The following is a 13,029-nucleotide window of genomic DNA, read 5'->3' as shown; positions in this document are numbered from 1 at the left end:
AAAATAAGGAATTAAAGTCCAAAACGATATTGAATACCTCCTAAAGCTTGTGTTCGACTGCCCAGAAAACCAGCTTCGACTCTAAACATGAGATGTTTGTTAAACTGATATTGCGAACCGATAATAAAGTTCCACATATCTTTAGGTCTTTTTTGAAGAGAATATTGCACAGAAGATGTACTAGCAGTGCTTAGTGCGCCGTCTAAGGTTGCTAAAATATTTCCAGCACTTTCTAAAGCTCTATTTGCAGTATTATGTTTGGCAACATTTACTGGATTTTTTTGTTCAACAGGAGTTAAGCTATCCCACCAATTGTCTACTTTGGTTTGGTTTTCTGTAACTTTTGCTAGACCATCGTCAACTTTTTGTTGGGCATTACTTAAGTCTATAAAATCAGATAAAGGCAGATTTCCATTAGTATCACCCGAAATATGAACCCTGAAACCTCCAACCCAAACGGCTATGTTTTGTTCTGGTTTATGAAATTTAAATGTCTTTCCTAATCGCGGACCAAAAACATATGAAAATGCAGGTTTGTCAAGAGAACTGATATCGGTCCAAGCCATATTCATATCTAATGCTAACCATCCGCCACCAATACCTATAGTTGGCGTCATTCCGAGACCAAATGTTGTCGCATTAAAATTGGCTTTTGTACTAAAATGAGCAACTTGAGACCAATTATTATCGGCATCTGGAACATAAATTCCGGCGTTGATTTTGGTTGCGGTATTAGCCTTTCCTAAAATTCCATATATATTTAAAAACGGAAGAAGCCAGATGTCTGGACGAATGGTGAGCGCGCCAGCTTCGACATGAGATTTATCAAAACGGACAATTTCATCTAAATTATACATCGGTCCATTATTAAAACCAACGTTGAGATTACTAATAACGATTTCAGAATCTTGCCAGAAATAATTAAGTGAAAGTCCTGCCGAGTAAGGAAGTTTGTAGCCTTTCTGAGCTACTTTTTGTCCCCAAATTGGCAATGCGTAAGGGTAATCGGCGATTTTGAGACTGTCTTTAACTTCTTGATTTTTTTCTCCAACAACTTTATCGGTGTAAACTTGTGCGAAGATTGATGTACTGCATAATAATAAAAGGGCTGATATTAGTTTGTTACATTTCATTTCTTTGTAGTGTTTTAAATTAATTAAACTGCTTAAATAAATGTGTACTAATGTATTCTTTGGGGGAATTTCGGCTTATCTTTCGTTTACAGGTTGATACAAAAAGGAATATGAACTAATTTTTATGGTGGTTAATTGTGTTAAAGTTAATTAAAAATTTTTAACATTTTATGTTTTTTTTGAGAAACTACTTTTGTAATTGTAAGGTAGTCAATGCTTTTTATTTTTATTGGTTGCTTAAAATTGGCTTTGCTTTTGACTAAATTTATCATTTGTAAAAGAATAAATCCTATTTTTGTTTTATGAAATGGATAGCAATACTATTATCAGTCTATTTGATGGCACTTTCTAACATGCCCTGTGCAGATATGGAAGTGAATAGCGCTATGCATAAAACGGCTCAATTTTCTTCTGAAGAAAGTCATTCTCATGATAAAGACAACGATTTATGTTCGCCTTTTTGCGCCTGCAACTGCTGTGGCGCTCAGGTTTTAAGTTATCAAACTCCGATAATTTTTGAGTTTCCAAAAGTTTGCGACATCATTTCGATAGCAATACCCAATTACAATTCCGTTTTTGCTTCTAATTTCTACGGAAGCATTTGGCAGCCGCCCCAGTTAGTATAATGAAATCCTTTCCGATAATTCGGAAAATGGATTAGAGAATTGTGGATTTTCCACAAAATCAAGATAGACAAGAGATTGTCTCATTTCTCATTTCATTATAATTTCAAATGTTAGATAAAATCATACAATTTAGTATAAAGAATAAGTTCATTATACTATTATTCACTTTGGTATTAATTGCCGTTGGGAGTTATTCCCTAAAAAAATTACCGCTAGATGCGCTTCCTGATATTACCAATAATCAGGTACAGATTATTACAACAGCTCCAACGCTTGCAAGCCAAGAAGTTGAGCAGTTAATTACTTATCCGTTAGAACAAGCCGTAAAAACAGTTCCTGACGTGATAGAACTCCGAAGTATTTCCCGTTTCGGATTATCAGTCGTAACGGTTGTTTTCGAAGAAGATGTAGATATTTATTGGGCTAGAGAACAAATTTTTCAGCGATTAAAACAAGCAGAAGAAAATATACCTGCTTATGTTGGTTCACCAGAATTAGCTCCAATCAGTACAGGTTTGGGAGAAATTTACCAATACGATGTTTATGCTAAAAAAGGCTATGAAAATAAATACAGTGCAGTCGATTTGCGAACCATTCAGGATTGGATCATTATTCCGCAATTACAAGGAATTAAAGGTGTTGCCGAAGTAAGTTCTTGGGGAGGAAAATTAAAGCAATATGAAATTGCCGTTAATCCAAATACGCTAAATAGTTTGGGTGTAACGATTACCGAAATTTTCGATGCTTTAGCCAAAAACAACCAAAATACGGGAGGAGCATACATCGAAAAAGACCAATATGCATATTTTATTCGAGGTGTCGGAATGGCGAAAGGAACAAAAGACTTAGGCAATGTTGTAGTTAAAAACAGAAACGGTTCGCCAGTTTTAGTGCGCGATGTGGCACAGGTTCGAGAAGGTGTCGCTTTACGTTACGGAGCTTCTACAAAAGATGGAAAAGGCGAAATTGTTTCGGGTTTGGTTTTAATGCTTAAAGGAGAAAACTCAAAAGCAGTTGTCGATCGAATTCATGAAAAAATGATTCAGATTAACAAAAGTCTTCCAGAAGGAGTTGTGGCAGAAGCTTTTATTGACCGAGGAAAATTAGTAGATAATGCCATCGGAACCGTGACAAAAAACTTATTAGAAGGGGCTTTAATTGTCATTTTTGTTCTGATTCTCTTTTTAGGAAATCTCCGAGCAGGATTGATTGTCGCTTCTGTGATTCCGCTTGCGATGCTTTTTGCCATTATTCTAATGAATCTCTTTGGCGTAAGCGGAAATTTAATGAGTTTAGGCGCAATTGACTTCGGAATTATAGTAGACGGTGCCGTAATTATTGTAGAGGCGACGATGCATCATTTGCAGCAATTCAAAAAGAAAAAAGAATTGTCGCAAGAAGAAATGGATACTGAGGTTTACAATTCGGCTTCAAAGATTAGAAATAGTGCCGCTTTTGGTGAAATTATTATCTTAATAGTTTATCTGCCGATTTTGGCCTTAATTGGAACAGAAGGAAAAATGTTCAAACCAATGGCGATGACAGTCGGTTTTGCCATTATTGGTGCTTTTATTTTGTCATTGACTTATGTTCCGATGATGAGTGCTCTATTTTTATCAAAGAAAACAGAACGCAAAGAAAACTTTAGCGATCGAATGATTTTGTGGCTTGAGAATCTTTATATGCCTTTGTTGAAAAAAGCTTTGGTTTTTAAAAATGCTGTACTTGCCGTTGCCATCGGATTATTCGCCTTGAGCGTAATAATTTTTCAAAATATGGGAGGTGAATTTATTCCAACTATCGAGGAAGGCGATTTGGCTATGAATGCTACAATTATGACTGGAAGTTCGCTTTCGCAAACTGTTGAAACTACTACAAAATATGAGCAGATTTTAAAGGCAAAATTTCCCGAAATCAAAACCATTGTAAGCAAAATTGGAAGTGGTGAAATACCGACAGATCCAATGCCCATTGAAAGTGGTGATTTGATTATTGTTTTGAAAGACAAAAAAGAATGGTCTGGAAAATACCGCAATTGGGAAGATTTAGCCAATGCAATGAAAGAAGAAATGGAAGTAATTCCAGGAGTTAACATCGAAATTTCACAGCCAATTCAGATGCGTTTTAATGAATTAATGACGGGAAGCCGTTCTGATATTGCTATAAAAATATTTGGAGACGATCTAGAAATTCTCGATGCTAAAGCCACTGAATTGATTTCGAAAATAAAAAGCATTGAAGGCGTTGGAGATTTAAAAGCAGATAAAGTAACAGGATTGCCTCAAATTACGATTAAATACGATTACAATAAAATCGCTTTGTACGGATTGAATATTTCAGATATCAATCAGATTATACGTTCTTCATTTGCTGGAGAAAGTGCTGGAAAAATTTATGAAGAAAGCAAAAGATTTGATGTTGTGGTAAGAATGAACGAAGACAACCGCGCCGATATTACAGATGTTAGCAATTTATTTATTCCGCTTCCAAATGGCCAGCAAGTTCCACTTTCACAAGTTGCATCTGTAGAATACGAACAAGGTCCCGTGCAGGTCATTCGCGAAGACGGAAAAAGAAGAATTACGGTTGGATTAAACGTTCGAGGACGTGACATACAAAGTGTGGTCGAAGAAATTAAACAGCGTTTAGATCAAAACTATAAACTTCCTTCGGGCTATTTTATTACCTATGGAGGACAATTCGAAAACTTAATAGAAGCATCAGAAAGGCTTTTGGTAGCGTTACCAGTCGCTTTAGGATTAATCTTAGTACTTCTTTATTTCACTTTTAATAGCATTAAACAAGCAGTTTTAATATTTACTGCAATTCCACTTTCAGCAATGGGAGGTGTTTTGGCTTTAGTTTTAAGAGGAATGCCTTTTAGTATTTCTGCGGGAATCGGATTTATTGCTTTGTTTGGAATCGCCGTTTTAAACGGAATTGTTTTGATTTCGTATTTCAATCAGCTAAAACTTGAAGGTATTTCAGATCCATTGGAACGCGTTTTTATTGGAACGAAAACCAGATTACGACCAGTTTTAATGACCGCTGCTGTAGCTTCTTTAGGTTTTTTACCAATGGCATTGTCAACAAGCGGTGGAGCAGAAGTGCAGAAACCTTTGGCAACGGTGGTTATTGGCGGTTTATTCTCGGCAACTTTATTAACCTTAATCGTTTTGCCGATTTTGTATTTAATGTTGGAGAAGTTTAACGGTAAAGTAAAATGATTTTTCACGCAGATTCTGCAGATTTATGCAGATAAAACAGATTTAATTTAAAAATTTCAAATATAATCTGCGTATATCTGCTGAAATCCTTTTAAATCTGCGTGAAGTAAAAAAATATTAATGATGAGAACAAAATATAAAATCAATATAAAATTCTTTAGGGGAAAATTTATCTGCTTGTTAATTATGTTTCTATTGGTATGCACAACAACATTTGCACAACAAAAAATATCTTTAGAAAAAGCTTTAGAAAAAGCAAAATCTAACAACATCGACTTAAAAATTGCCGATAAAGAAATAGAACGCCAAACGGTTTTAAAGAAAACTGCTTTTCAACCAGATCCTTTGCAAGTGCAATATCAAGGCGGACAATTCAATAGTGCCGATTTCGATCATAATGTTTCGATACAACAGTTTTTTCCTTTAGGAAATGTAACAAAAGCGAATCGTCAATTGCAGGAAGAATTGGCAAAATTGGCTGAAAAAAGAAAAGCATTGTCTTCTTACGAACTCGAAAAAGCGGTGACTTTGGCGTATTATCAATATTTGTATGGAATTTCGATTCAGAAGTTAAACTCAGAATTGAATGAGATTTACACCAAATTTCTAAAAAATGCCGAATTGCGTTTTAAAACTGGAGAAAGCGGTAATATCGAAGTAATTAGCGCTAAAGCAAAAGTCAAAGAAATTGAAACGCAAAAAGAACAATTGAATTACGATTTGGCAATTTATCAGAAACAGCTTCAGTTTTTTGTGCAAACTACAGAAAATATTGTTCCTGACGAAAGTACAGCGTTACAATATATTTTTATAGAAAATCAGCAAAATAGCAAAGCAGAGAATTTAATAAACGATTTTTATCAACAGCAAATTTCGGTTTATCAAAAAGAAGCGGGAACTTTTAAAGCTTTGAGAACGCCAAAATTTGGTTTGGGATATTTCGCGCAGACTATAAATACAGAATCTTTATTTCAAGGTTTTACTGCTGGCTTACAAATTCCACTGTTTGGAGGTGTCAATACGACGAGAGCAAAAGCGGCGGAAATTAGCATTTCGCAATCGCAATTGGCTTTAGACAAAAACAAAATGATTTTGAATCTGCAAAGAGAAGAATTGCAGAATAACTTTCAAAAACAGCAAAAGAATCTGAATTATTATCAAAATGAAGGTTTGCAATATGCCAATCAAATTATTGATACAGCGCAGAAAAGTTATGCTAATGGCGATTTGAGTTATTGGTCGTATATCAGTTTTCTAAATCAGGCAATTGATATTAAAAAACAATTTGCAGAGGCAACGCACAGCTATAATCAAAGTGCAATCGAACTTCAATTCCCAACCATTAAAAACAATTAATATGAAAAATATATTTATGAACTTAACTGATAATTTAACCGCAAAGCACGCAAAGATAAAGCGCAAAGTTCGCAAAGGAATAAAACTTAGCGCCCTTTGCGGAATCTTTGCGCTCTTTGCGGTTAATCTAAGCTGTAATGAAAAGAAAACAGAAGAACCAAAAGAAGAAGAAAAAGCTACAACAGAGGTTTCTTTAACAGAATCGCAATTTAAAACAGTCGGAATTGAAACTGGATTTGTTGAAGATCGAAACCTAAATAAAATCATTAAAGCAAATGGCTACACAACAGTTCCACCTCAAAATTCTGCTGAAGTTTCGACTTTAATTGGCGGAACGGTAAAGGATATTTTTGTTTTGGAAGGCACATTTGTAAATAAAGGAAAAGTACTAGCAACGATTCAAAATCTTGAGGTAATCGAAATGCAGGAAGATTATCATTCGGCTTCAGCCAGTGTTGAATATCTACAGTTGGAATACAATCGCCAGAAAACATTAAGTGATGAAAATGTAAATCCGAGAAAAACATTTCAGGAAGTAAAAGCCAAATTAGCTGCAGAAAGAGCACGTGCACAGGCGGCAAAAAATAAATTGGATGCTTTACATGTTTCTACTAAAGGAAGTTCCTCTGTTGTGCCAATTGTTTCACCGATAAATGGTTATGTTGGAAAAATTAATATTGCGAAAGGCGCTTTTGCAAATACAGGAGTTTCTTTGTTTGAAGTAGTTGACAATAGCCAAATGCATTTAGATTTAAATGTTTATGAAAAAGATTTAGGTTCGATTTCTATTGGTCAGGTTATTGATTTTGTATTGACAAATCAGTCCAATAAATCCATTAAAGGAAAGATTTTCGGAATCAATAAATCTTTTTCTAACGAAAGCAAAACAGTTGCCGTTCATGCTAAAATTGACCCTGCCGATGCTAAAGGCTTAATTCCAGGAATGTATGTTTCGGCCAATATCAACATAACAAATTCAACAGTTCCTGCACTGCCAAAAGATGCGGTTGTCAGAAATGCCGATAAATATTTTGTATTTGTGCAAGAAGATGAAAAAGCGGAACAAGAACACGATCATAAAGCGGGTGAAAAAGAAGAAATTCACGAAAAAGAAGTCCACTTTAAAGCCGTAGAAGTGATTCCAGGAACAACAGATTTAGGTTTTACAGAAATTAAATTTGTAAATGAAGTTTCTGCCAATGCAAAAGTAGTGACAAAGGGCGCATTTTATCTGCTTTCAGCAATGAAGGGCGGAGGAGAGCATGAGCATTGATTTTTTTTAAGGTTCTGAGGAGCTGAGGTTCTAAGGGACTGAGGTTTTTGTTGGAGTGAAATTAGCTCGCAAAGGCACAGAGTCGCGAAGTTTTTTTAAAGCATATTTGTTGCCTCCAGCTTTAGCTGGAGGTTTTAAAGAGAAATCAGAAATGGCTTTAGCCAAAAATGCGAAAGTTCGGCTAAAGCCTTTCTCTTATTACATTTATGCACCTCCAGCTAAAGCTGTAGGCAATTAAAAACAGAAACTTTGCGTCTTAGTGTCCTTGCGAGATTAAAACAAAATTTACTTAGAAACAATTGCCGCAAAATGCTTAAATTTAGAACATTATTTAAATAAAACTTCAGGCATCAAAAACATGAAACCTGAAACATGAAACCAAAAAAATGATACATCAAGATAAAGAAGTAAAAAATATAAAAAATAAACCCAAAACATCCTGTTGCTGTTCACATGATGAACCTGTGCATTCAGAAAATGACGGTCACGATCACGAAGGACACGATCATGAACATGGGGCAGAAGGAAGTTTGTTTCAAATGTTTCTACCGTCAATTATTTCCTTTGTTTTACTGCTTATAGGAATTGGTTTGGATAACTATTTTCCGCAAGATTGGTTTACTGGAATAGTTAGAATCGGTTGGTATGCCATTGCGTATCTTCCTGTTGGAATTCCTGTTTTAAGAGAAGCGTACGAGAGCATTGTAAAAGGTGATGTTTTCTCTGAATTTTTCTTAATGTGTATTGCTACAATTGGTGCTTTTGCAATTGGAGAATACCCCGAAGGTGTTGCTGTTATGTTGTTTTATACAATTGGAGAAACTTTTCAAGGAATGGCTGTTAGCAAAGCTAAATCAAGTATTAAAAGCCTCTTAGATCAGCGTCCGGATGAGGTGAATATTTTAGAAAATAATATTCCTGTAAAAGTAAAAGCCAAAGACGTTCAGATTGGTGCCATTATTCAGCTTAAAGCGGGAGAAAAACTAGGTTTAGATGGCGAATTATTATCAGAATCGGCTTCGTTTAATACTGCAGCTTTAACGGGAGAAAGTAAACCTGATACTAAAAAGAAAGGTGAAACGGTTCTTGCTGGAATGATAAACGGAAACACGATTGCAGAAGTAAAAGTAACAGCCGCTTACAACGATAGTAAATTGTCTAAAATTCTAGAATTGGTTCAAAACGCTACAACTAAAAAAGCGCCCGCTGAATTATTCATCAGAAAATTTGCTAAAATATACACGCCAATTGTGGTGTATTTGGCAATTGCAATTTGTTTGCTTCCGATGCTTTTTGTAGACAATTACGTTTTTAGTGATTGGTTGTACAGAGCTTTAGTTTTCTTGGTTATTTCTTGTCCTTGCGCATTAGTAATCAGTATTCCGTTAGGTTATTTTGGCGGAATTGGAGCAGCGAGTAAAAACGGAATTTTATTTAAAGGAAGCAATTTCTTAGACAGTATTTCGACCATTCAGAATGTTGTGGTAGACAAAACTGGAACCATGACAGAAGGTATTTTTAAAGTTCAAGAGGTCATCATAAAACCTGAATTGAATAAAGATGAAATTCTAAAACTGATTAATGTTTTAGAAAGCCGAAGTACTCATCCTGTTGCAACGGCAATTCACAATTATGTTGGAGCAATTGATTCTTCTGTTGAATTGACAAATATTGAAGAAATTTCAGGACATGGATTAAAAGCTGTTTTTAACGGAAAAGAATTGCTTGTTGGAAATTTCAAGCTTCTCAATAAATTCAATATTTCGTATGATATTGATCCTTCTACAATAGTTTATACCACAATTGCCATTGCTTACGATGGAAAATTTGCAGGTTATTTAACGATTGCAGATGAAATAAAAGAAGATGCTAAAGAAACAGTTTCAAAACTAAAATCTTTAGGAGTAAAATTAACCATGCTAAGTGGAGACAAAACCAATGTAGTTCAATTTGTAGCCGATAAACTCGGAATTACGAAGGCTTTTGGAGATTTACTTCCAGAAGATAAAGTGAATAAAGTAAACGAAATTAAAGCCAAAAACGAAACGATTGCTTTTGTGGGCGATGGTGTAAACGATGCACCTGTAATTGCTTTAAGCACGGTCGGAATTGCAATGGGAGGTTTAGGAAGCGATGCCGCAATAGAAACTGCAGATGTTGTGATTCAAGACGATAAACCGAGCAAAATTGCAATGGCAATCAATATCGGAAAACAAACCAAAAAAATTGTCTGGCAGAATATTACATTGGCTTTTGTTGTAAAAGCTTTTGTGCTTATTCTTGGTGCTGGCGGATTGGCAACAATGTGGGAAGCTGTTTTTGCTGATGTTGGTGTGGCGCTGTTGGCGATATTGAATGCTGTTCGAATTCAAAAGATGAGGTTTTAAAATATTTTTAGAATTGGAAAAGATTTATTCTTCTTCCCATTCTTGATCTGCAAATAAAAGTAGCTTATTTGTCCGAATGTAATTGTATTGATTTTCTGTAAGAAAGATAACTTTCGCATCTTGTCCACCTGTATATAATTCATAAAATCGACCTTCTAGATTGTTTTTGGTTGTAACAGATCGCACAAAATCAAAAAAATCAGCATCTATCCAGTCATTATCAATTTTAAAAGTTTTTGAATAAACTTTGTTTTTAAGCTTAAATTTTAATGTAGTTTTTTTACTTTTTTCAATATCAAATAGATTGGAAATATGTGTTGGCTTAAATTCGTTATGAGAGATAGCAGCAAACTCTTTAATTAGTTCTGCATAAGGATCTTCAAGATTTCCTAATTCTGTATCAAACGAATAAATCATGTTTGGAAAAGCAGAAAGAATATCATTATAATTACTAATGTTCTCTTGTCTAACTTTTTCTTTGCCATGACTGATTTGGTCAGCTGTTAAATTCGAAAATAAACCAATTTTAGTATATTCATCAATAGCATTTTCTATTTCTTGACTTGTTGGTTTGTTTTTAAAATCTTCCTGAGATGCATTAATATAGGTTACAAATTCGTTTAGTTTTTTTTCCTGTTCTTCGGTTAAAACCATTATTCCAATTTGGCTCACAGATGCATTTTCACCATGCACTGGAACGTCATGAACTCGATATGGAGCGTGTAAATCAATTAATATTTTATTGAATATCTGATAATAATTTTGAATATCGATTTCACCTGCTGAATAATCGTTTTTAGATGAAGGATAAAATCCGCTTTTTTGCTTGTAGATTTTTCCGTTCGATTTTAAAGAAACGATGCAGTTGTAATAATTATCGCCATAAGCAGACATTTCAGGATCAAGCACGATTTTATATTCAAAATCTGTAAAAGCCAATTCTGGAAGTACAGAGGCGGTTTTTTTATGAATGGCTTCCAAAAAAAATGCTACTTTGTCTGAATAATTCTTTGGGTTTATAATTGTAGATTTTTCACAGTACAAAAGAAAATCAATAGGTTCTTCTATTTTTTCTTCGTCTATCGCGGCAATTAGACTTTGATATTTTGTATCGACTATTTTATAGTCTTTTAATTTATCTGCAAAATCTTTTAGCTTTTCTGGAGCCATATAATCTGCTTTTAAAGCTTTAAATGTGATATCTTGGATAAACTGTAATTTATATCCGTATGAATTATTAGATATTTCCTTTTGAAAATATTGTGATTGTTTTTCACTTAAAAGTTCACAACTTTTCAGTTTAGAAAGATAATCGCTTAGTTCTTGGTTTTCTTTTTTCTGTTCCTCATCGCTAAGTTTGTCGTTTTCTATAGAAATCATATTAGCTATAAATGTAGAATAGAAATGTTTTGTTATTCTTTTATATTCACATTGAAATAATGCATATAAGTACGAAGTGGTACTTTTACCAGTATATGCTTCTTGATTTTTTATGAAATCTTTTACCTCTTTCTGTTCAATAAGTTTTAGGTCAATTAATTTTTGCAAAATTGGATCTTGAGATTGAGCATTCATAAAATTAGTGACAAAAAAAATAATTAGAATTGCTTTAAGGAATGTTTTCTTCATATAGTTATTTTGTAACTGAAAAATTTAAACTGGATTTAAAAACTATTTTTCTTCCAAACAAATATATAAAAAGTATAAAAGTTTGGAATTAATAGAGAATCAAAGTAATAATTTATAGATTCTGTCTCTCTTAAGTGTTTATAAAATTGGTTTCATCTTATAATATGCAACCTAACCTCTCTTAATTTAAATTACATTCTTTTAATGAAATAGTAGTTTTGTTTTATAAAAATAAAACTATGAAGAAAGTCTATTTACTTTTCCTGATAATATTTTATTGTAGCTTGGGATGGGCTCAGACAGACAGTACCAAAACAGCCGTTGCAAAGGTTAAAAACATCGATTTTAATGTAATGCCTTATCTTAATTACAATAGAACGCTTGAATTTATGTTTGGAGCAATTCCGATGATGATGTACAAGTTTGATAAAACAGATACAATTTCGCCAAAATCTTTATCTGGTTTGTCTGCAGTTTACACCACTAATAAGTCTTATTTCATTGCTTCATTTAATAAATTGTACTTTAAAGAAGACCTTTGGCGGGCACAAGTCTTTTTTGCAGTTGGCAACCAAAATGCTCAGTTTTATGTTGATGATATAGATGTTCCAGATTTTTATGATTATGGCACAAAAAAAACAATTCTTGCTTTTACTCTTCAACATAAAATTGTAAAGTCTTTTTATGCTGGTTTGGGATATTCCTATGCACATTACAGTACTGACTATCAAGATAATGTTGAACCATCTTCTGTTAGCCACACAAATGGATTGCAACTAATAATGTTGTACGATACAAGAGATGCAGTTTATTATCCGACAAAGGGAAATAAAATAAAACTTCGTTGGATTACTTATCCTGAGTGGTTTGGAAATACTGCCAATGCTAATAAAATTTTCTCAGAATATAATGCTTATTTTCCTATGCGAAATGGAAAAGATGTATTGGCTGGTCGTTTTTCAGGTAAGTTTGGACTTGGAAATATAGTTTTCGAACAACAAGTTGCCATTGGAAGTAACGATATTAGAGGTTATTCAGAAGGCAAGTACCGAGGGGACGGACTTATGGATATACAGGGTGAATATCGCTATAATTTTAATAAAAGAATGGGATTGGTTGGTTTTGCTGGATTGGCCACAATTTACGGCTCTGATACTAAAGATTTTGATTGGAAATTATATCCAGGAGTTGGAGTTGGATATCGCTACAGAGCATTTAAAACAGAAAAATTTAATATAGGTTTAGACGGTGCCGTTGGAAAAGGAGATTGGGGAATTTATTTTCGAATAGGTGAAGCTTTTTAAAATAATTTCATAAACCAATAAAATGGAATAAAAGAAAGCCCTTTTCAAAACGAAAAGGGCTTTTGCGATTTGCAAAATACTTGGGGCAAAATAC

9 protein-coding genes are annotated in these 13,029 nt (G+C 33.9%); 7 read left to right on the top strand and 2 right to left on the bottom strand.

The genetic code is table 11. The annotated features are described in order from the left end of the window. Positions 1 to 11: 11 nt before the first annotated feature. Complete coding sequence (locus HNP35_RS14205) at positions 12 to 1,133, bottom strand: hypothetical protein (RefSeq protein ID WP_184163222.1); 1,122 nt, start codon at positions 1,131 to 1,133, stop codon at positions 12 to 14. Positions 1,134 to 1,435: 302 nt separating this feature from the next. Between HNP35_RS14205 and HNP35_RS14200 the strand changes: the two genes are divergently transcribed. From HNP35_RS14200 to HNP35_RS14180, 6 genes are all read left to right on the top strand, one after another. Beyond that, complete coding sequence (locus HNP35_RS14200; RefSeq protein WP_246453529.1) at positions 1,436 to 1,759, top strand: DUF6660 family protein; 324 nt, start codon at positions 1,436 to 1,438, stop codon at positions 1,757 to 1,759. A 107-nt stretch (positions 1,760 to 1,866) separates the two neighbouring features. Then, positions 1,867 to 4,986 (top strand): efflux RND transporter permease subunit, encoded by a 3,120-nt coding sequence (locus HNP35_RS14195; RefSeq protein ID WP_184163219.1) that lies wholly within the window; start codon positions 1,867 to 1,869, stop codon positions 4,984 to 4,986. A 186-nt stretch (positions 4,987 to 5,172) separates the two neighbouring features. Beyond that, positions 5,173 to 6,342, top strand: coding sequence for a TolC family protein (locus HNP35_RS14190; RefSeq protein ID WP_246453527.1), 1,170 nt, complete (start codon positions 5,173 to 5,175; stop codon positions 6,340 to 6,342). 1 nt (position 6,343) lies between these two features. Further along, positions 6,344 to 7,615, top strand: coding sequence for an efflux RND transporter periplasmic adaptor subunit (locus HNP35_RS14185; protein ID WP_184163217.1), 1,272 nt, complete (start codon positions 6,344 to 6,346; stop codon positions 7,613 to 7,615). Positions 7,616 to 7,724: 109 nt separating this feature from the next. Next, positions 7,725 to 7,853, top strand: coding sequence for a hypothetical protein (locus HNP35_RS23920; protein WP_260402248.1), 129 nt, complete (start codon positions 7,725 to 7,727; stop codon positions 7,851 to 7,853). Positions 7,854 to 8,001: 148 nt separating this feature from the next. After that, positions 8,002 to 10,002, top strand: a complete 2,001-nt coding sequence (locus HNP35_RS14180; protein WP_184163215.1) for a heavy metal translocating P-type ATPase — start codon at positions 8,002 to 8,004, stop codon at positions 10,000 to 10,002. Positions 10,003 to 10,026: 24 nt separating this feature from the next. Here the strand turns inward: HNP35_RS14180 and HNP35_RS14175 are convergent, their stop codons facing one another. Next, positions 10,027 to 11,631 carry a hypothetical protein gene (locus HNP35_RS14175; RefSeq protein ID WP_184163213.1) on the bottom strand — a complete coding sequence of 535 codons (1,605 nt, stop codon included), beginning with the start codon at positions 11,629 to 11,631 and terminating at the stop codon, positions 10,027 to 10,029. A gap of 239 nt (positions 11,632 to 11,870) precedes the next feature. Here HNP35_RS14175 and HNP35_RS14170 point away from each other — a divergent pair, with 239 nt between their 5' ends. Beyond that, positions 11,871 to 12,935 (top strand): BamA/TamA family outer membrane protein, encoded by a 1,065-nt coding sequence (locus HNP35_RS14170; protein WP_184163211.1) that lies wholly within the window; start codon positions 11,871 to 11,873, stop codon positions 12,933 to 12,935. Positions 12,936 to 13,029: the final 94 nt, after the last annotated feature.

The sequence above is a fragment of the Flavobacterium notoginsengisoli genome (genome assembly GCF_014207905.1).
Lineage (GTDB): Bacteria > Bacteroidota > Bacteroidia > Flavobacteriales > Flavobacteriaceae > Flavobacterium > Flavobacterium notoginsengisoli_A.
Note: the sequence above shows the minus strand (reverse complement) of the source record. Positions and strands in the feature narration are given on the sequence as shown.